19 protein-coding genes, 1 tRNA gene and 1 pseudogene are annotated in these 18949 nt (G+C 45.7%); 15 read left to right on the forward strand and 6 right to left on the reverse strand.

The window, feature by feature from the left end:
- Positions 1-14: 14 nt before the first annotated feature.
- From LEP1GSC061_RS07295 to LEP1GSC061_RS07335, 9 genes and pseudogenes are all read left to right on the forward strand, one after another.
- Positions 15-692, forward strand: coding sequence for a response regulator (locus LEP1GSC061_RS07295; protein ID WP_016544219.1), 678 nt, complete (start codon positions 15-17; stop codon positions 690-692).
- A 97-nt stretch (positions 693-789) separates the two neighbouring features.
- Positions 790-2130 (forward strand): annotated as a pseudogene (creC, locus tag LEP1GSC061_RS07300) (two-component system sensor histidine kinase CreC).
- A 77-nt stretch (positions 2131-2207) separates the two neighbouring features.
- Complete coding sequence (creD, locus tag LEP1GSC061_RS07305; protein WP_016544764.1) at positions 2208-3536, forward strand: cell envelope integrity protein CreD; 1329 nt, start codon at positions 2208-2210, stop codon at positions 3534-3536.
- 103 nt (positions 3537-3639) lie between these two features.
- Positions 3640-4326, forward strand: coding sequence for a DUF1361 domain-containing protein (locus LEP1GSC061_RS07310; RefSeq protein ID WP_016544651.1), 687 nt, complete (start codon positions 3640-3642; stop codon positions 4324-4326).
- 405 nt (positions 4327-4731) lie between these two features.
- Positions 4732-5577 (forward strand): flagellin N-terminal helical domain-containing protein, encoded by an 846-nt coding sequence (locus LEP1GSC061_RS07315; RefSeq protein WP_040508121.1) that lies wholly within the window; start codon positions 4732-4734, stop codon positions 5575-5577.
- Positions 5578-5991: 414 nt separating this feature from the next.
- Positions 5992-6840, forward strand: a complete 849-nt coding sequence (locus LEP1GSC061_RS07320; protein WP_040508246.1) for a flagellin N-terminal helical domain-containing protein — start codon at positions 5992-5994, stop codon at positions 6838-6840.
- Between the two features lie 273 nt (positions 6841-7113).
- Positions 7114-7881 (forward strand): hypothetical protein, encoded by a 768-nt coding sequence (locus LEP1GSC061_RS07325; RefSeq protein WP_016544513.1) that lies wholly within the window; start codon positions 7114-7116, stop codon positions 7879-7881.
- A gap of 116 nt (positions 7882-7997) precedes the next feature.
- Complete coding sequence (locus LEP1GSC061_RS07330) at positions 7998-8318, forward strand: ArsR/SmtB family transcription factor (RefSeq protein ID WP_016544659.1); 321 nt, start codon at positions 7998-8000, stop codon at positions 8316-8318.
- Between the two features lies 1 nt (position 8319).
- The gene (locus LEP1GSC061_RS07335) at positions 8320-8868 is read left to right on the forward strand and encodes an SRPBCC family protein (protein WP_016544255.1); all 549 of its coding nucleotides are present in this window, start codon (positions 8320-8322) and stop codon (positions 8866-8868) included.
- Positions 8869-8924: 56 nt separating this feature from the next.
- On the opposite strand, the gene LEP1GSC061_RS07340 is transcribed toward LEP1GSC061_RS07335, so the two are convergent.
- Positions 8925-10172: a lipoprotein LipL46 gene (locus tag LEP1GSC061_RS07340; protein WP_016544381.1), complete on the reverse strand. Its 1248-nt coding sequence runs from the start codon at positions 10170-10172 to the stop codon at positions 8925-8927.
- Positions 10173-10238: 66 nt separating this feature from the next.
- Between LEP1GSC061_RS07340 and LEP1GSC061_RS07345 the strand changes: the two genes are divergently transcribed.
- Genes LEP1GSC061_RS07345 through LEP1GSC061_RS07360 form a run of 4 tightly spaced genes read left to right on the forward strand, consistent with a single transcriptional unit; the run spans position 10239 to position 13775 of the window.
- Positions 10239-11498, forward strand: a complete 1260-nt coding sequence (locus tag LEP1GSC061_RS07345; RefSeq protein WP_016544945.1) for an exo-beta-N-acetylmuramidase NamZ family protein — start codon at positions 10239-10241, stop codon at positions 11496-11498.
- 31 nt (positions 11499-11529) lie between these two features.
- Positions 11530-12063, forward strand: coding sequence for a hypothetical protein (locus tag LEP1GSC061_RS07350; protein WP_016545050.1), 534 nt, complete (start codon positions 11530-11532; stop codon positions 12061-12063).
- Positions 12060-12914 (forward strand): DUF2797 domain-containing protein, encoded by an 855-nt coding sequence (locus LEP1GSC061_RS07355; protein WP_016544675.1) that lies wholly within the window; start codon positions 12060-12062, stop codon positions 12912-12914. Before LEP1GSC061_RS07350 ends, LEP1GSC061_RS07355 begins: the two co-directional genes overlap by 4 nt.
- 6 nt (positions 12915-12920) lie before the next feature.
- Positions 12921-13775, forward strand: coding sequence for a M48 family metalloprotease (locus tag LEP1GSC061_RS07360; RefSeq protein ID WP_016544848.1), 855 nt, complete (start codon positions 12921-12923; stop codon positions 13773-13775).
- Positions 13776-13788: 13 nt separating this feature from the next.
- Here LEP1GSC061_RS07360 and LEP1GSC061_RS07365 read toward each other — a convergent pair.
- Positions 13789-13860, reverse strand: a tRNA-Pro gene (locus LEP1GSC061_RS07365).
- A 93-nt stretch (positions 13861-13953) separates the two neighbouring features.
- Between LEP1GSC061_RS07365 and LEP1GSC061_RS07370 the strand changes: the two genes are divergently transcribed.
- The gene (locus LEP1GSC061_RS07370; protein ID WP_016544431.1) at positions 13954-15138 is read left to right on the forward strand and encodes a DUF2157 domain-containing protein; all 1185 of its coding nucleotides are present in this window, start codon (positions 13954-13956) and stop codon (positions 15136-15138) included.
- Complete coding sequence (locus LEP1GSC061_RS07375) at positions 15135-15686, forward strand: GDYXXLXY domain-containing protein (RefSeq protein WP_016544265.1); 552 nt, start codon at positions 15135-15137, stop codon at positions 15684-15686. Before LEP1GSC061_RS07370 ends, LEP1GSC061_RS07375 begins: the two co-directional genes overlap by 4 nt.
- Here the strand turns inward: LEP1GSC061_RS07375 and LEP1GSC061_RS07380 are convergent.
- The 4 genes from LEP1GSC061_RS07380 to LEP1GSC061_RS07395 form a co-directional block, all read right to left on the reverse strand.
- Entirely contained in the window at positions 15646-16536 is an 891-nt protein-coding gene (locus LEP1GSC061_RS07380) for an NAD(P)-dependent oxidoreductase (protein ID WP_016544373.1), read from the reverse strand. The two genes, LEP1GSC061_RS07375 and LEP1GSC061_RS07380, sit on opposite strands and share 41 nt — an antisense overlap.
- A gap of 48 nt (positions 16537-16584) precedes the next feature.
- Complete coding sequence (gene mce, locus LEP1GSC061_RS07385) at positions 16585-17328, reverse strand: mammalian cell entry protein Mce (RefSeq protein WP_016544940.1); 744 nt, start codon at positions 17326-17328, stop codon at positions 16585-16587.
- A 67-nt stretch (positions 17329-17395) separates the two neighbouring features.
- Positions 17396-18163: an ABC transporter ATP-binding protein gene (locus tag LEP1GSC061_RS07390; protein WP_016544793.1), complete on the reverse strand. Its 768-nt coding sequence runs from the start codon at positions 18161-18163 to the stop codon at positions 17396-17398.
- 1 nt (position 18164) lies between these two features.
- Positions 18165-18944: an MlaE family ABC transporter permease gene (locus LEP1GSC061_RS07395; protein ID WP_016544679.1), complete on the reverse strand. Its 780-nt coding sequence runs from the start codon at positions 18942-18944 to the stop codon at positions 18165-18167.
- Positions 18945-18949 lie beyond the last annotated feature (5 nt).

The following is an 18949-nucleotide window of genomic DNA, read 5'->3' on the forward strand; positions in this document are numbered from 1 at the left end:
TTCCCTTTTTTTGAATGAACTTATCTAGGACGATTCTGGTCACAGAAGACGAGCCGGGCATACTAGATACGATACGTATCGTTCTGGAATCCGAAGGCTTCCGTATGTTGACCGCGATGACCGGAACGGATTGTCTTACTCTTCTAAAAGAATCTCCCGACTTACTCGTTTTGGACGTGGGTTTGCCCGATTCTAACGGATTTGAAATTTTAAAAGAGCTAAGAAAGAAATATTCCACACCCGTGATTCTTTTGACGGCGAGAGAATCCGAATTGGATCGAATCCTCGGATTGGAGTTGGGTGCGGACGATTATATGGTAAAACCGTTTAGTCCTAGAGAATTGACGGCAAGAATCCGCGCGGTCCTCCGTAGATATGACGTTAAATCCCAAGAGAAACCGAACGATTTTTTTGCGGACGAAGATCGTAAAACCATACATTATTTCGGGAAAGCTCTAACTCTAACGCCCTACGAATACAAAACACTGGTTCTTTTCCTAAAGAGAAGGGGAAGAATTTTCACTAGAGAGGAAATCATGGATCTGGTATGGACCGAACCCGAGGAAAGTTTCGATCGGGCGGTGGACACGGTAATCAAGAATCTGCGCTTCCGACTCAAGGAAATCCGACCCGATTTGGATCCGATTGAGACTAGGAGAGGCCAGGGATACGGTCTAAAGGAAACGCTATGAGTCTTTGGTTCCGAATCGTAATCGGTTTTTTTTTGTCTTTTCGATCGGATACTACTATTTCGTAGATAAGATCGAAGAGTCCATTCGTCCCCGTTATATGGAAACCGTCGAGGAATCCATAAACGATACGGCTCATCTACTTTCCGCTCTCCTAGAAGAGGAGATTTCCAAGCATCCTTCTTTTTCCTTGGCCGAAATCTCGGATCGATTCCTTTCCCATATTTTTCAGAATGCGAAGCGAAGAACCCTCACTTCTTGAATCTTTGCGGTGACTAAGAATAATGTGGACTTGCAAGTGTATGTCACGGATGATAAGGGAATCGTAATCTTCGATTCGGAAGGAATGCGTAAGGGAGAGAATTACTCTCGTATGAACGACGTGTATTTGACTCTGAGAGGAAAATACGGCGCTCGGTCCAGTAAATTATCCGCTTCGGATCCGGAAGGAGCCTTATTTATCGCCGCTCCGATCCGTAGATTCGGAAAGACGATCGGAGTACTCACAGTCATCAAACCTAAGAATAGCGTGATACCGTTCATAGAAACCGCTCGGGAAAAATTTTGGGACCTAAGCCTATTCGTAGCCCTATCCATCGTTATCCTATTCTTGAGCGTTGTGTATTTTATCTTTTCTCCGATTCGAAAATTATCCGAATACGTATCCGATTTGAGAGAAGAGAAAAGAGTTCCTTTTCCGAAGATCGGAGTTCCAGAGATCCGAGACTTGGGAGAAAGAATGGACCAATTGGTCCGGGAACTTGCGGGAAAGGAATACGTAGAAAATTACGTCCAGTCCTTGACTCATGAAATCAAAAGCCCTCTTTCCTCATTACTCGCTTCCGTAGAACTGATCTCCGAGGATCCGAAACGTTTGGAGTCCTTGCTCAATAATATCCAATTGGAAGGAAAAAGAATCCAAACGATTATAGAAAAATTATTGGAACTTAGCGCACTCGAGAACGTTTCCAGTTTGGATAAGACTCCCGATTTGGATCTTTCCGAAATCCTAAAGGAGACGGTCTCTTCTCTGCAACCGGAAGCGATTCGAAAAAATATTATATTAGAATCGCATACGGTTCCGGTATTCCTAGAAGGGAATCGGCTCTTCCTAAGCATGGCCTTAAGGAATTTGGTGCAGAATGCCCTGGATTTTTCTCCTCGCGGTTCTAAAATCCGGGTCACCTGCGGGATAGAGAACGGCTTGGGCTTTTGGGAGGTGAGAGACGAAGGGGAGGGAATTCCGGAATACGCATTGGCTCGGATTTACGAGAGATTCTATTCTTTACCTCGCCCCGATACCGGAAGGAAAAGTTCCGGACTCGGACTTGCGTTCGTTTTGGAAATCGCTAGACTACATGATTCTGAAGTGGAGATCAAGAATACAGAATCCAGAGGGGTGATCGCCCGTATTCTATTCCATAAAATCTCTATCGGATAAGGATCCTCACCCCGTCCTCACAATCGGCTCATAATGTCCACACGAAAGGGAGAGATACTTTCGGTCAGGAGTGAGCCATGTTCAAAATACAAACTTCAGTGAATCTTAGGATTCTTATATTAGGCGTTATGCTCGTAGGGTTCCTTGTCCCTCTCGCAATGGTAGGGGGACTCGTATCCGAAAGGCAGGACCGTGCGAGAGAAGCCCTTCTAGAGATGGGAAGCAAATGGGGTTCTCCTCAAATTGTGGCAGGCCCTTTCCTTGTGGTCCCTTATAAATTGTATAAGGAAAAGAAGAAGGGAGAGGATGCCGAAGAAGTCGCAGAAGAAGGAGAGGTCTATTTTTTACCGGAAACCCTAAATGTGGAGTCGGATCTAAAGGCGGAGAAAAGAAAGCGGGGAATTTACGAAGCCGTTCTATACGGGGGAAACGTAAAAATCCGAGGAGAATTCAAAGCTCCGACAAGAAACGATTTTCCGAGTAGAACCGAACGAATCGGTTGGGAAGAGGCAAAATTGATCGTTTCCGTTAGCGATCCTAAAGGAATCGGAAACGCGATCCAGTTGGCCTGGTCCGGAAAAGAGAAATCGTTCCAACCGGGATCCTCTTCTCCTTATATTCCATCCGGGTTGTATACGGATTTGGATCTTTCTAAGCGTGAATCTTCTCTATCTTTCCAAATCCAAATGCCTTTGAAAGGATCCGAATCCGTTTCCTTCGTCCCATTGGGAAAAGACAGTTCGATTAAAATTTCTTCCGACTGGAAGGATCCGTCCTTCGAAGGTTCCCTATTGCCCAGGGAAAGAACGATCACGGACAACGGGTTTCAAGCGGTTTGGGAATCCTCTTACTTTGCCAGAAATTATCCGCAAGTGATTCCTTATATGAATCGCGGGCTCATGGAAACTATGGAGATGTCCGGATACGGAGTACGTCTTATTCTTCCCGTGGACCATTATTTGAAATTGGAGAGGTCTTTGAAATATGCCATCCTGTTCTTGGCCACAAGTTTTACGTTATTCTTCCTTTTGGAAATATTCGGAGGCAAGATACTGCATCCTTTACAATATCTGATGATAGGAACCGCAATGGTAGTCTTCTATGTCTTGACTCTTTCCTTATCGGAGCATCTAGGATTCGGGTTCGCTTATCTTGCGGCATCTTTGGCAGTCTCCGGTTTGATCTCGTATTATGCAGGCTCCGTACTCCAGAGTCTTAAGAGGGGACTACTTGCGGGAGGATATTATGCAGGACTGTATTCTTTCCTGTATGTGATACTTTCTTCCGAAGACAACGCGCTCCTTTTAGGATCCGTCGCAGTCTTCCTTCTCTTAGCGCTTCTCATGCATCTGACTAGGAAGATCGATTGGTATTCCTTCGGGTCCAAGGAGAAGGCTCTCGCTTAATAAGCGGGAAAGAGATTTTCTAATTTGGGAAGAGGTTCCGCAAGGGGCGTCGGCCGTCTTGCTTGGGACCTCTTTCTGTATATTTCAATCAAACGGAGCCATTATGAATTTACTCCTTCGTATTCCTTTTTTATCCCAACTGTCCGTACTTTTTCTATCCTGCGGATTTAGCGTTCTTCTTTTGATAGCACGGATGATCGTATCCCAGGAGAGAAGCTTTCTTTTTTTAGTCTGGAATTTATTCTTAGCGATCGTGCCGGTCGTCGTGTCCTATTTCTCCTATTTATATTATCTTTGGAGAGGAGGAAGAATCGGAATTTTCTTCTTCGGCTTATTGTGTGTCTGGTTCATATTCTTTCCTAACTCGCCTTATATAGTAACGGATTTCATCCACTTACGAGCCAGGCATTCCATACCGATTTGGTTCGATATATTATTGATATTTTCCTTTGCCTGGAGCGGTTTCTTTGCTGGTTTGATTTCCTTAAGAATGATCCATCTGATCCTGAGCGAAAGAATCGGCGTCCGCAGCGGATGGCTTTTCATTCTCTCGGTGGCACCTATCACTTCGTTGGGAATTTGTATCGGCAGATTCTATCGTTGGAACAGTTGGGATGTTTTAGAAAATCCCAGGTCCCTTCTTTTGGACTCGTTGGACTTTCTAGGAAAAGTGATCGGTAGCCCAAGATTAGCAGGAGTCCTGGGGCTCATGTCTTTGGGGCTGGTTCTCGCCTATCTTCTGATTCTTTCCGTAGGGGATATGAGAAGGAGTAAGGAAAGAAATTCATAAGGGGATCGGGAGGGGAAGGGTGATGAGATCCAGCCTTTCCGCTTTCGGAAGAATTCTAAAAAAAGTGCTTAGGGAATTTCGCGAATCGTTCGAAGTTTTAGATGAGCCCAAAAAAGAAGAATTTTTTCTGCAAAAAATCTTTCCCTCCTTCGATCCTGAAAGCCTGAAAACAGACGAAAATTAGCGAATTTAATCTAAAATCGCTAATTTTAATCAAAAACGTAAGAATTAATCCCTGCCTATCCCATCTCCGAAGATATATCTGAAGGAAACTCGAGGAATTCTAGGATATTTCCCGGATTTTCGATCCTTCATTTATAAAAATAGAAAAAGACCAAAACCAAACCAACGCACAAGAACCCGGCACGGACGCCGGGCTCATGATCAGTTTCAAGGAGGAAACTCATGATCATTAACCACAACTTAGCCGCGATTAACTCCCACCGCGTTCTGAAGTTCCAGAACAACGAAGTGGCGAAAAACATGGAGGCTCTCTCTTCCGGTATGCGTATCAACCGTGCCGGTGACGACGCTTCCGGTCTTGCCGTTTCCGAGAAGATGAGAACTCAGGTGAAAGGACTTCGCCAAGCGGAGAGAAACACCGAGGACGGTATGTCCCTGATCCAAACTACGGAAGGGTATCTGCAGGAAACTAACGATATCATCCAAAGGATCCGCGTACTTGCCATCCAATCTTCTAACGGTATCTACGGCGCCGAAGACCGCCAAATGATCCAAGTGGAAGTTTCTCAGCTCGTTGACGAGATCGATCGCATTTCCTCCCAAGCAGAGTTCAATAAGATGGCATTGCTCCAAGGCGATTTCGCCCGTGGATCAAGAACCGCGTCTATGTGGTTCCACATCGGACCGAACCAGCACCAGAGGGAACGGGTTTATATCGCAACGATGACCGCTAAAGCCTTGAACTTGATCAAAGCTGACGGCTCTCTGTTGACTCTCTCCACTGCAGAGTGGGCGAACGACGCAATCGGACTTTTGGACGATGCGTTAATGAAAATCAACAAACAAAGAGCAAACCTCGGAGCTTACTTCAACCGTTTAGAGCATGCTTCTAAAGGCCTGATGGTAGCTTACGAGAACATCCAAGCTTCAGAGTCGAGAATCAGGGACGCGGATATGGCAGAGGAAACTGTATCGTTCACTAAGAACCAGATCCTGGTTCAGTCCGGTACTGCTATGTTAGCTCAGGCTAACGTAAGACCTCAGTCCGTCCTCCAGTTACTTAGGTAATTAGGACTTTCCGGCAGCGGGGGCAGCAATGCTCCCGCACCGGGAATCTTTTGAGTTTAGATTCGAAGCCGCGTAAGCGGCTATCTTTGTCTGAGCACCTAAAAAGAGGCACGGGAAAAATACTGGGGACTTGACTCGAATAATTATCCCAATCTTTTTCCGGTTCCTTTTTTAGGAAGAATTTCCTAAGAACCAAAGAACCCGGGTCGAATAGACTCGTGACTCGTTGAACGTATAAAAGGGCGGTACTATATAAGAGTAATCTTATGTAATCAGTGTAGATAAACATCCATTCCTCCTCGGGAGAATATGGCCTGTCGGGTGGTCCGACCGGGTCCATCCCGGAGCACCGGACAGACCATGTCCGATCGGAGGATAGGGAGATCCTCCGGAAATCTCTACAAGGAGTGTAGGATGATTATCAATCACAACCTGAGCGCGGTGAACTCTCATCGCTCTCTGAAGTTCAACGAGCAAGCTGTGGATAAAACCATGAAAGCTTTATCGTCCGGTATGAGGATCAACTCCGCCGGCGACGACGCTTCTGGTTTGGCTGTCTCCGAGAAACTTCGGACCCAAATCAACGGTCTGAGGCAAGCGGAGAGGAATACGGAAGACGGGATGAGTTTCATCCAGACTGCTGAGGGTTTCCTCCAGCAGACCTCGGACATCATCCAAAGAATCCGGGTTTTGGCCATCCAAACCTCGAATGGAATCTACAGCCCCGAAGACAGACAGTTGGTTCAGGTGGAAGTTTCCGCTTTAGTCGACGAGGTGGATCGGATTGCTTCCCAAGCGGAGTTCAACCGATTCAAATTGTTCGAAGGAGATTTCGCAAGAGGTTCTAAAAGAGCTTCTATGTGGTTCCATATGGGACCGAACCAGAACCAAAGGGAGAGGTTCTTCATTGGAACCATGACTTCCCGGGCGTTAAAGCTGACCAAGGCTGACGGCAGACCCATTGCGGTTTCTTCTCCTGGGGAAGCGAACGACGTGATCGGCTTAGCCGACGCCGCGCTCGGAAAGATCATGAAACAGAGGGCGGATATGGGGGCTTATTTTAACAGGCTCGAATATTCCGCAAAGGGGCTCATGGCTGCATACGAAAATATGCAAGCCTCCGAGTCTAGAATTCGGGACGCGGATATGGCGGAGGAAATGGTTACGCTAACTACAAAACAAATACTCGTGCAGAGTGGTACGGCGATGTTAGTGCAAGCCAATATGAAACCGAATTCGGTCCTGAAACTTCTCCAACTTTAGTCTTTGGGAAGAAGGTGCCACCGGAAGATTCTCTTCCGGTGGCTTTTTTATATCCCGACGTATTAGAAGAGTTCGAAACTCTTCTAATACATATTCGTCTAAATTGGATATTTCTAAATAGGACCGGTAAAAAAGAAGGACCGATTCTTACAAAAAATTCCGGTCCTATTTTTATCCGATAAGTATATAGATTTCGAAGAGAACGATTTAGCTTGACTCTATTCCGTCCTTTCGTGAAAATTCCGAGGCATCTTTTCCCGAAAGGATAATGGAATGATTCGTAGCCTCCTCATCTTAGCGATACTATTGGAATTACACTGTGCGACAGCAGATTCGGAAAGAAAGTCGACATCCGAGTCCGATAATTCGATTACGATAGATTGCTCGGATACCAAAAGCCCGTATCACCCCTCGGCGGTGGCGAGTAGAGGCGGTTTTTCAGTTACTCGATTCTTAGAAACTTCTCCTTCTTACATTGCCCATGAAAATTTCCTGAAACAAAACCAGAAAATCTGGGATAAGGCAAATGCGGATTACCAAGCCAGAAAATTCCAGGAAGTCAGGACATCCCTGCAAACCTTGGTAACGAAATACGAAAAAGATTTAACGTTAAGGGAATTATATGCGAAGTCCTGGTATTGGAGTCTGGGAAATAGGGGTAAGGAAGATAAGCTACTTGCTTTCTATTTGGATCTATATAAGCGCATTCAGAATGAAATCGACTTACAAGACGGAATCCGAAAAAAAGACGAGGTCATTTTAGTTGCCGGATTCCACGATGTGGAATGGAAGATCGCGACCATTTATCTTGACAGAGCGGAGTGGCAAACAGCGGAATCCTACTTAGAATTATCTCTGTTCGGAGGAACCATGCTCTCTGACGGATATAATACCAAGCATCCCGCAATCATTGAGAATTATGCCTACCTAACTGAAACCGCATATTATCTGAAGGATAAAGACAAGAACCGTTTTTATTTCTGCAAAACCAAGCAATTGGATCCTCAAAATACCTACGTATTTCAGTTTTTACTCCGTTAAATCTGAGTTTTTCTTTCATTCCCTTCGCTTCGATCCTGAAAAAAATTTTGGATGGGGATAGTTGTTTTATTTATTTAAGTATTGACTTATATAAGTGACGGATTTAATATTCGATCATGCAAGCATTAGATGCGATCGCAGATCCAACAAGGCGTAAGATCTTAGAACTATTGTTCGAAGGGGAATTGGGGGCGGGTGAAATTGCAGGGCATTTCGATATTAGCCAAGCCGCGATCTCCCAGCACCTGAAAGTTTTGAGAGATTGCCATTTGATCCAGGCTAGAGTGGATGGGCAACGTAGGATCCATTCCCTGGACTATAGAGGTTGGAAAGAGATCCAAGACTGGCTGGATCGAGCCAAGAATTTCTGGGAAGGAAGATTGGACGCCTTGGAAAAGGAATTGAGAGCCAATAAAATGAGGAAGGAGAAGAGATAGCATGAAGAATCTATCCATTAATAAGAATTACGGTACTTTCGTATCCGACAGCGAAGTGCGTTTCGAAAGATTATTACCCGGACCGATACAGACAGTTTGGGAATACCTAACCGATTCCGAGAAAAGGGGAACCTGGCTCGCCAAAGGAAATATGGAGATGAGAGTAGGAGGGAAGGTGGAATTAAACTTTCTGCATTCTTCTCTTTCGGATGAGAAGACTTATCCGGATCGATTCAAGGCCATGGAAAACGGAATCAGCGGCGAGGAAACGATTACTGAAATCGATCCACCTCGATTCTTAAGTTTTACTTGGTATCCGGATTCGGAGGTGAGTTTCGAATTGATCGAAAAGGGAGAGGACGTTCTTCTAACAGTAAGACATCATAAATTGAAGAAGGATAACGATAAGCTTTTGGTTTCCGCCGGATGGCATTCCCATCTGGATATATTGGTTTCCAAATTGTATAAGGAAACCGTTCCCAAATTCTGGCAAAGTTTCTTAAAATACGAATCCGAATACGAAAAGGCTTTGAAGGTAGCCGGGAAATAAATAAAAAAGGCCGACGAAATTCTCGCCGGCCTCCTTCTTTTCGGATTCGAAACCGATTATTTATTCGGAGTGAATTCCAAGGATACCACTCCTCTCGAAGCGGATTTTACGTTTAGTTTCTTACTAGCCAAGAAAGAGAAACCTCTATCCTTCTTGTATACCAACTCGTCCATGAAGAGAGCGTCTTTTCCGGGGTAGGTGACTTCCCATTCGGATCCGTTCACGTCTGAGGTTCTGATATTGATATCTTTAGCCGCAGTCAATTCGGTGAGATCGTCCTTGAACTTGGTGGCTTCGTCTGCGTTCAATCCGGTAAATTTCAGAATGATGGTGTTATTCTCTGTGAGATTGAACCATTCTTCTTTTAATTGTTTGCTTACCTTCTTGGTTACGCTTTCCGCCCAAGCAGCGACCGCTTTCTCGCGGGAAACTTTTTGGGTGATGTCCGCTCCTCTTCCGTCTCCGGTTCCGGTATCCACGATCTTACCGTCTCCCCAAAGTAGGACTACCTTGTAGGATCCGGTTGCCGCAGTACTGAAGATCGGACGATCCAAGTTTTTACCGCCTATATTGGAAATCTGGCCTTGGTCTTCGGTTTCAACGGTTCCTACAATCAGGACCTCCGCACCGGAAGCTTGGGCTTGGGCGATGATAGGAGAACCCGCATCCAAACCGCCGATCGCATCCGCATTGACTCCGGAAGGTTTTACGGTTTTAGAAGCGGTACTCGGATCTACGATTTTGTTTCCCGCTTTTTTCAAAGCCTTGATGACCTCTGCTTCCGCGATATTATTCGCGCTCAGTGGAGGAACAGGAGTTCCGCCAACAACGGAAGGGATCAAAACCACGAGTCTAGGATTACCAACGTCCGCGAGCAGAGACTCTACTGCGGTCGAAAGTTTGGTTTCTTCGATCGTGCAACGAACGGTGAGTTTTAAAATCGGTTGGGTATCTATTTTACCTTCCGCCTCGTCCACGATATCGTAGGTCTTTACGAATGCATCGGTCTTGGAAAGTAGACTAGAGCCCAAGCTTTCTCCGTCGGAGGCTTGGCTTTTGTTGGAGATCTCCTCTCCGACGACTTTACGAACCGCGTTGATCTTCGCGTCTTTGATGGCTCTTTGTTTTGCGTTGGCCTTATCGCCGTTGTAGATGGGAGCCTCTCCTAAGACGGTGATCGTATTGCCTTCGCGAGTATATTCTTCCTTTTTTTTACGGCCGGTACTGCTACCGGTTGCGCATGCAAAAGTGAAACCTAGTATGAGTGTGAGAGCGGTGAACCGCAGGATGGGCAGCTTTGCCATATCGCTTCCTTTTTCTCCTTGATGAATTGAATTCTGTCTATTTACTGAACAAATAAGGTATCTTACATGCGGTTCAAAGAAAGAAACAAAAAAATCCTAACTTTACTCATTTTTTTTCTGACAATATGCTCCGACTCTTGCGCGGAAGCATCATCCAGACGTCATATTTCCAAATCTAAAATCATCCCGGCCGAAGTTTCCTTTTATGAAGAAGTATTACCGACTCTCGCCGGCAAAAATGTCGTACTTGTTACGAATCCTTCCGGAATCGGCAGACATCCGGAAAAGATCCTGAAGGAATTCAAGGATAAGAAAGTCAAAATCAAGCATCTGATCGGACTAGAACACGGCTTTCTGGGTTTGGAAGAGGACTTTAGTAAGTCACCCGTTACAGTAGACGAAACGTTTCAATTACCGATTTATCATATTTATAAAGTAAAGAATTCCGAGATTCCCGCTATATTAAAAGGAGCCGATGCGATCGTATTCGACGTGGTGGATATGGGAATGCGCTGTTATACTTATTTGAGCGTACTCAAACGATTGATGGACAATCTTCCGGATCCGAATACCCGTTTCATCGTTTTGGATCATCCCAATCCCGCCTTATATCTGGGCGCGAGGGGAGAAGGGATACAAAAGAAATTCCTGAATTTCGCGGGAGAATTTCCCTCCCTATTCTTCACGGGTATGACTCTGGGAGAAGCTGCCGCCTTCTACAACGGAGAATATCTTTCCGGCAAAGTAAAATTGGATATCGTTTCCCCTACGAACCTGAAGAGAGGATTCGATTGGGAGAAGGACGGAATTCCATGGTCTACTCCTTCCCCGAATCTTCCCGTCTTGGATGCGGCCAGAAATTATCTGGGGCTCGTATTATTAGAAGGAGTCAACGTTTCCGTAGGAAGGGGAACTCAGGCTCCTTTCATCTATTTCGGAGCTCCTTGGATGAACGAACCGGAATCGGTGATTAGCGAACTAAACGAGGATAGCAACGGGGATTATTATTACCAGAGCGTATTCTTCAAACCTACTTTCGGCCCTTTTAAGGGAGAGATTTGTAGAGGGCTAAGACTCACCGTAGTAAATAAGAAATACGATCCGATCCGTATGGCTTATAACCTAACCTCCATTCTGAAAAAGCATTACAAAGACTTTAAGTGGAGACAGTATGCGGACGGGTCGCATAATATAGATTTCCTTTGGGGAACGGAAAAATTCCGGGAATCCGTGGACGCGGGAAAAACCTACGAAGAATTTAGGAAAACTTATGCGGAAACGGAATCCGCAACCAATAAGCAGATAGAAAAGTATCTGCTCTACTAAGGCTAAATCCGAAAAGTTCGAATAGATACATATGAATATTAGAATTTGGAGCATTCTCTCGCTCTTGTTATTCTTTTCTCCGATTCTATCCCTATCCGCGGAATGGAAAGAATACGGTTTGAAAGAAGTATTGGGAAGATTGAAATATTACGCTTTTGCGAAGATCGCGCAGAGCGTCCGAAGAGGGGCGAACTTCGATCAGGAAATCCGACTAAAGGAAAGTCCCTGTGAGGATACTTTTCCGGAATTGGAGGGAGAGTTTCGTTGTTCTTGGCTTAGAGTCTCTACGGTAGAGGCCAAGGATTCCGGTCCGGAAGCGGAACTTGTAGGAAAATGGTATGAAGGGCATACCCTCGCAGGTAAAGGAGTTCTATCCGTACCGGGAAGGAACGGCTCGCCGGATCTTAGAATATTCTACCATACGGACGGAAGAATCAGCCATTATTCTTTCGGAGATAGGATCGTAGTATTCGATTGGAAGGGACAGGAAATCAGTACTATTCTTTCTGTAAAAGTGGATTCTCAGTTGCGGCCTTTAGGTGGTAAGGAATACTTTTTCCCATGAAAGAAATCTCCCGGGGATTCTTGCGAATGATGGACCATTCCGGTCTAGACCCCGTGGAATACGTTTGGGTGACTGCGGAATATGCCTCCGGAGATTCCGGGAAACAGGAAGCCAAGGAAGTCGCCGCTACATTTAGGATGAACGATCTAGTAGGCAAGAGGGTAAAATTGGAATTTACCGGCAAGATCCGATGCGTCCATTGCGGAAAAATCACGAGCAAAAGTTTCAACCAGGGAAGTTGCTTCCAATGTTTTCAGACTCTGGCGCAGAATGATCTCTGTATTCTCCGTCCCGAGACCTGCCATTTTCATTTAGGAACCTGCAGAGAGCCGGAATGGGGAGAAGGATACTGCTTTCAAAAGCATACCGTCTATCTGGCCAATACGAGCGGACTGAAAGTGGGAATCACCAGAGAGAAGCCCGTTTCGAATCGTTGGGTGGACCAAGGTGCGCAGGAAGCGGTTCCTCTCTTGGAAGTGAACTATAGGAGGGACGCGGGACTCATAGAGAAGGAATTCACTTCGGTCATAGACGATAAGACCAAATGGCAAAAGATGGTGACAGAGGATTCGGAACCTTTCGATCTTCCCGCAAAGAAAAAGGAATTATTGGAAATCCTGGAGTCTTGGGATCTAGGAGTGCCGTATACGGAAGTCGAAGAAACCGTTCCCACCAAGTTAAAATATCCAATATTAGAATATCCTAAAAAATCCAAGTCTTTCAATCCCGAAAAGGAAACGGAGATAGACTCCAAATTATTGGGAATCAAGGGACAATACCTTCTTTTCGAAAGCGGAGTGATCAATATTCGCTCCTACGGCGGTTATGAGATTGTACTTAGCAGCGATTGAATTAGAATGAAAAAAAAGATCCGTCGAATTCTATTCCTGTTCTTATTCTCCTTTAGTCTCACAAACTGCGGCTGGATGGTCGATTCGTTCTTTCCCTTGGAGATAGACGAATTTCTGGGAAAACAATATTACCAAGGCGCAATCCGTGGGGAGCATGGAACCAAGGAATTCAAGAGCGAAGGCCTACGAAAATACGTGCAATCCATTACGGATCGTGTCTTGAAATCTCCTGAAATTCGTTATAAGGAGGTGTTTCCGTATAAGGTAACCGTAATCGATGACGACCAAACCATCAATGCGGTCTGCGCTCCCGGGGGATATATATTCGTTTATACGGGGCTGCTTCGTTTCGTGGACGACGAGGCGACCTTAGCCGGAATTCTCGCTCACGAAATCGCACACGCTGAAAAAAGACATTCTACCAAGCAATTGTCCTTTAATATCACTCTGTATTTTATCTTATACACAGTGCTTTCTTACGTTCTGGGACCGGATATGGCGGAACACGCGTCGGATATCGCGGGATTTTCTTCGGGAATCGTGGGACTTGCCAATAGTCGCTCCGCAGAAGAGGAGGCCGATCATTTCGGTTTCGAATATATCCGATCCACTCCGTATTATCCGGGAGCCATCGCGAAATTCTTCTCGGATATCCAGGTTTGGAAGAAGGAACATATGGGAGAGTCGGAGGAGAATCTACCTCTCGGAAAATACTTGAGCTCCCACCCGTTGGATGAGGAGAGAATTTCGGAAAACGAGAGAAGACTGAAAGAATCCGGAATCAAGGCTCCGAAGAAAGAGGCTTTTTTCAGAGATAGATATAAGGCGAAGATTTCCTCTTACTTACCGGAAGAAAAATAAAGAAGAATCGATATCGGGATGACTGGACTTGAACCAGCGACCCCTTCGTCCCGAACGAAGTGCGCTACCACTGCGCTACATCCCGAATCGTTTTCCAAATTGGCGGTAACCTGTGATTCGACAAGTCATTTTGAAACCGAGTTGACCGTTTTCGAATTCTCAAGGATAAAGACGGTCCATGAATTGGAAGAAAAAACTGCAGATCTGGGTGGAATCCGGACTCATCAGTAAAGATCAGTCCGAAGCCATCTTGCATTTCGAAAACTCCAAGCGAGTCCCTTATGCATTCTATTCTTTTCTGGCGGTAGGGATCGTCGTTTTAGGGTTAGGCGTGCTTGCGATTGTCGCGGCCAATTGGGATAAGATTCATTATTCCTTAAAACTGTTCGTGGCCTTTGCGAGTCTCTTTGCGATCGGCTTTCTTATTCTGTATTCCGGTAGAAAAGGAATCTGGAACGATACGATCCGTTATCTGCTGGTTTTATTATTCTCCGTATTGCTTTTCGCGAATATAGGACTCATATCCCAGGTATATCATACCCAAGGGAAATTATACCAAGGACTCCTGCTTTGGAGCGGCATTACGATTTTACTGGTGATTCTCTTTCCCGGCAAGGTTTTACAGCATCTTTGGATTTCCGTATTCAGTTTCTCTTTCTTTAGTTGGATTCTTTCCGGAGCGGACTTGGAATGGAAGGAAGAGGAATATTTCCTCAGTCTGGCGATCTATTGGTTTGCCTGGATCTTTTCCGCGATCTCCATCTTTGCGGAAAAAAGAATGGAAACGAAGGAAAATCAAAATTTCTTAATGAGTAATCCTTTTCTTCTTTGGGCTTTCGGTTATTTTCTGGTCGCTTCGATTTGGGGAAGTTATGCGACTCAGAGAGAGGAATATTTGGAAGATTTCCGCAGTTTTTCGAATCCCAATATTTTACATTCTTGGTATTTGCCTTTTCTACTCCCCGTTTTGCTTTTAGGACTAGGCGTTCTTTTTAGAACCCGTTTTTCCAAACGGAAATTGTTCCTACTCTTCCTTTCCGGAGTATTTCTGAGCCTGTTGAATTTTCCGAATCTTACACATTGGCACGGTAAATTGCCGTCTGCGGTTTATTTCTTCGGAGCTTGGTTACCATTCGCGTTTTTATTCTTTGAGTCCAGGAGATGGTTCGATCTTTCTTTATTCGTTCTGGGGCTTAGATTTGTCGCGGTTTATTTGGAAGTATTCGGAAGCCTCTTGGAAACCGGCATAGGACTTATCGTTTCGGGAATATTGATCTTAGGCTTTAGCATTCTATTCTTTAAATTAAAGGAAAAGATTCGAGAGAAAGCGAACCTTCTCTTTCCTTTGGAGGACGAAGCATGAATCGTTTTTATGCGTCTATCATCGCATTTTTAGTGCCGATTGCGGTTCTCGCTTCGATGGTAATCGATCGGGAAATGGATCTGCGCAGAGGCAAGATTCTAATTCTTCCGATTTCGGGTTACGATCCTAGGGATTTACTTTCAGGGCAGTATATTCGATTTAGAGTAGAGGGAGAATTTTCCGAACGAGGATGCCAGACTGCGGAGACTGCATCTGCGGATCCCACTGAGATTCCTAAACCGAAAAAGTCCAAGAGAGAATCTTGCGTTTGTTTCCAAGATAGGGAGCCAAGCGCCTACGAAACTATTTCCATACCGGATTGCAACCCGGAGTCCCTAAAAGACTCCGGATGCTGGACTTACGTAAGGGGAGAATGTAACGGAGATTATTTCGATTTTCCCTACCATAAATACTTCGTTCCGGAAGCCTCCGCCAAGGAATTCGAGGATAGACTTAGGACTCCCGGGGCTAAAATCCAGCTCAGGATGGACGAGTCCGGAAACGGAATTATCGAGAAGATTCTTTGGCCGGAGGTATCTTCGCAGTGACTTCGTTTAGGCTGCAATAATCCTTTTCTCCTAGTCCTTGGAGCATTCCGGATTCGTAAATTTCTCCTAAATGAGAGACCAAGGGAAGTTTTGTACCGGAATGCTCGGCCGAAGCGAGAGCGTGTTTCAGATCCTTGTACATATTCTTTAGGGCGAAATGGGTTTCGTAATTTCCGGAGAATACGAAAGGAAATTTGAATTCTGAAATTCCCGATTTGGCGGCGGATTGTTCCAAGATGGATTTCAAGATTTCAGGAGAAATCCCTTGAGCTTCGGCCAAGGAGAATCCTTCCATATAGATCTGGAAAATTCCGGCCTGAACCATATTCAATGCGATTTTCGCCCTTTGGCCGTCGCCTATGTTTCCGCAATAGACTACATTCTTACCGCATACTTCGAATACGAATCGGATTTCCGAAATGTCTTCTTGGGACGGAGCTCCCACCATAAATAGAATCTGCCCGTCTCTGGCCGCGTTTTTGGATCCTGTCATGGGAGCGTCCAGAAAACGGATCCCTCGCTTTAGGAAAATATCATGTAGTTTTAGGGTAAGTTCGGGAGAAGTGGTTCCCATATCGATGACGAATTTGGGATCGGATTCCAAAAGTCCTGAGTTGCATACCGCATCTTCCACCACCGAATCCTCGGTAAGGCATAAGACGATTATATCCGAATCTTTGGAGGCGGAGGCGACGTCTCCGAAGATCTCACGATTCTTTCCTTTCATGTCCAGGATCTTCTCCGGGTTCCGAGCGAATAATCGGAGCTGAGCTCCGGACCGGGAAAGATTATCCGCGATTCCTCTTCCCATGATTCCAGTACCTATGATTGCGATTCTTTGGGCCGACATGGTTTCAGGATCCGGGAAGAAGCGGGGTTTGGCAAGAAAAAGAGAATCTTAGAAAGAGCTAAGAGCCGCGCGGATAAAGCTCGTAACTGGAGCCTGTTCCCGCGTATCTTCCAGACCTTCTCGCAATTCTCTCAGAACGATTTGTGCGTCCGTCAGCACAGTATTCACGTTCGTATGCAGATCGTCCCGGTTGATGAGTCGTCCTAGAGTTCCGTCACCGGAATTGATCTTGGTGGTGATATCCGCAACATTGGAGAAGGTCCTACGAATATCTCCTCGGTTTTCCGCGATGAGCTCGGAGAGGGAGACTAGAGGATCTTGGAGAACTCTACCTTTCAAGGGACCCGACTTATAATCTACGGTCTGGAAAGATCTTTGCCCTACCTTTCCCTCTTCGGTGGATTCCGAAGTTCCGGGATCTATCGAAATCACACGACCGGAAAGAAGACTTTCGTTACGGATCGCGATATCGTAGTTTTCGTACATTCTCACAGGTTCTTTGAGAAGAATAGTGACTTCCACGCGAGTGGCGACTCCGACCTCTCCCGGAGGAAGAACGGCTCCTTCTTCGTTGATTTGGATGAGGCGAATATTGGAAACGTAACCGAAAGGAACCCCTTGGACGGTGACCTTATTACCCACCTTGATTCCTTCCGAGTTTTTGAAATTGATCTTTAGGAATTCTCCCCGCTTTTGCACGGGACCTCCTTCCGTCATGACCGTAAAGTATCCCACCACTACTACGGCGACGGAGAAAATGGCTCCTACGAGAAGGTAACGAAACGATTTCATTCTTAGATCGAATTCCCTTGGATTAATATCGGCATTCTAACCCCTATTCTTTGGTAGGACCGGGTTTTCACGATTTGGTTTCCAGAATCATGGGGCCTTTCGTCTTCCCATGAATGAACTGACGGATGAATTCATTCTCCGAATTCTGCACTTCTTCCGGGGTTCCGGTGAATAATACCTGACCTCCGTAAAAAAATGAAATGCGGTCGGCGATCATATAAGCGCTAGACATATCGTGAGTGACTACCACCTGGGCCGCTCCCGTTTCCTTTTTGATCCTCAGGATGAGTTCGTTGATCACGTTGGACATAACCGGATCGAGTCCGGAGGTAGGCTCGTCGTAGAGAATGATTTCCGGGTTCGCGGCGATGGCTCGGGCAAGACCGGCCCGTTTCTTCATACCGCCCGATATGTCGTTCGGAAAATTATCCTTGGCGACGGTCATATCCACCAATCTCAATTTTTCGGACACGATCTTCTGTATCTCTTCTTCGGTAAATAGTTTATGCTCTCGTAGGGGCAGGGCCACATTATCGAATACGGTCATCCAATTGATGAGCGCTCCCGACTGAAAAAGAACTCCCATTTTAGAACGGATTTTTTCCCTCTCCGGAACGGGAACGTGGGAAATTTTTTGACCGAAGATCCTACATTCTCCCGCGTCCGGTTCCAAGAGTCCTGTGATATGTTTGAGAGTTACCGATTTACCAGTACCGGACGGGCCCAAGACCACCATGGTCTCTCCCTTACGCACTTGTAGATCCATACCTTTCAGAATCTTACGGGCTCCGAAGGCTTTATGAAGATTTATAAGTTCGATCGCGTATTCTTCCATATTATTGCCTGTAGAAAATCGCGGTGATCACATAACCGAAGAATATGACCATAAGAAAGGAAGTGACCACGGACTCCCTGGTAGCTCTTCCCACTCCGATGGCTCCTCCGGAGGTTCTGAGTCCATGAGAGCAGGAAATCGAGGAAATGATCAACCCGAATATGAAACCCTTGAATAAACCGGTGTATAAGTCCTTTAAACCGGGAATGGAGGTGATTCTTTCGTATACGTCCTGGAAATAAACAATGTATTCGATCCCCAATTGGAAATGTCCTACTATGGCTCCGCCTAGGATTCCTAACGTGCTGGAATAGACGCAAAGAATGGGAACCATTAAAGAAAAACCTAATACTCTCGGAAAGACCAAAAAGCGTACCGGATCTATGGACATCACTTCGAGAGCGTCTATTTCTTCGGAGACTTTCATGGTCCCGATCTCCGCGGCGATCGCCGAACCAATGGATGCTGCAAGAATGAGAGCCGTCATAAAAGGAGACATTTCTCTAGTGAGGGTGATGGTAAGAAGAAGACCTATCTGGCCTTCCGCCCCGAAGTCCTTTAGGCCCAAGCCGGTATTCAAAGTGAGGAGCATTCCGGTAAATACTGCCACCACGGAAACCACGAATAGACTTCCTACTCCCGAGATGTACATTTGATCCAGAATTTCCTTCCGTTTCTCTATGGAGAATCGTAGGTTCAGAAAGGTTTCCACAATCAAGAGAATCGTGTAACCCGCTGCGTATAAGTTCTCGTTCACTTTTTCTTTTATGCTTTCGATCATCCTAT

It is taken from the genome of Leptospira wolffii serovar Khorat str. Khorat-H2 (assembly GCF_000306115.2).
GTDB lineage: Bacteria > Spirochaetota > Leptospiria > Leptospirales > Leptospiraceae > Leptospira_B > Leptospira_B wolffii.

Coding starts and splice junctions, on each gene's coding strand:
- LEP1GSC061_RS07350 (WP_016545050.1), top strand. CDS start 11,530: ATGAATATTAGAATTTGGAGCATTCTCTCGCTCTTGTTATTCTTTTCT.
- LEP1GSC061_RS07390 (WP_016544793.1), bottom strand. CDS start 18,163: ATGGAAGAATACGCGATCGAACTTATAAATCTTCATAAAGCCTTCGGA.
- LEP1GSC061_RS07375 (WP_016544265.1), top strand. CDS start 15,135: ATGAATCGTTTTTATGCGTCTATCATCGCATTTTTAGTGCCGATTGCG.
- LEP1GSC061_RS07380 (WP_016544373.1), bottom strand. CDS start 16,536: ATGTCGGCCCAAAGAATCGCAATCATAGGTACTGGAATCATGGGAAGA.
- LEP1GSC061_RS07395 (WP_016544679.1), bottom strand. CDS start 18,944: ATGATCGAAAGCATAAAAGAAAAAGTGAACGAGAACTTATACGCAGCG.
- LEP1GSC061_RS07315 (WP_040508121.1), top strand. CDS start 4,732: ATGATCATTAACCACAACTTAGCCGCGATTAACTCCCACCGCGTTCTG.
- LEP1GSC061_RS07335 (WP_016544255.1), top strand. CDS start 8,320: ATGAAGAATCTATCCATTAATAAGAATTACGGTACTTTCGTATCCGAC.
- LEP1GSC061_RS07330 (WP_016544659.1), top strand. CDS start 7,998: ATGCAAGCATTAGATGCGATCGCAGATCCAACAAGGCGTAAGATCTTA.
- LEP1GSC061_RS07370 (WP_016544431.1), top strand. CDS start 13,954: ATGAATTGGAAGAAAAAACTGCAGATCTGGGTGGAATCCGGACTCATC.
- LEP1GSC061_RS07360 (WP_016544848.1), top strand. CDS start 12,921: ATGAAAAAAAAGATCCGTCGAATTCTATTCCTGTTCTTATTCTCCTTT.
- LEP1GSC061_RS07295 (WP_016544219.1), top strand. CDS start 15: ATGAACTTATCTAGGACGATTCTGGTCACAGAAGACGAGCCGGGCATA.
- LEP1GSC061_RS07355 (WP_016544675.1), top strand. CDS start 12,060: ATGAAAGAAATCTCCCGGGGATTCTTGCGAATGATGGACCATTCCGGT.
- LEP1GSC061_RS07310 (WP_016544651.1), top strand. CDS start 3,640: ATGAATTTACTCCTTCGTATTCCTTTTTTATCCCAACTGTCCGTACTT.
- LEP1GSC061_RS07320 (WP_040508246.1), top strand. CDS start 5,992: ATGATTATCAATCACAACCTGAGCGCGGTGAACTCTCATCGCTCTCTG.
- mce (WP_016544940.1), bottom strand. CDS start 17,328: ATGAAATCGTTTCGTTACCTTCTCGTAGGAGCCATTTTCTCCGTCGCC.
- creD (WP_016544764.1), top strand. CDS start 2,208: ATGTTCAAAATACAAACTTCAGTGAATCTTAGGATTCTTATATTAGGC.
- LEP1GSC061_RS07325 (WP_016544513.1), top strand. CDS start 7,114: ATGATTCGTAGCCTCCTCATCTTAGCGATACTATTGGAATTACACTGT.
- LEP1GSC061_RS07345 (WP_016544945.1), top strand. CDS start 10,239: ATGCGGTTCAAAGAAAGAAACAAAAAAATCCTAACTTTACTCATTTTT.
- LEP1GSC061_RS07340 (WP_016544381.1), bottom strand. CDS start 10,172: ATGGCAAAGCTGCCCATCCTGCGGTTCACCGCTCTCACACTCATACTA.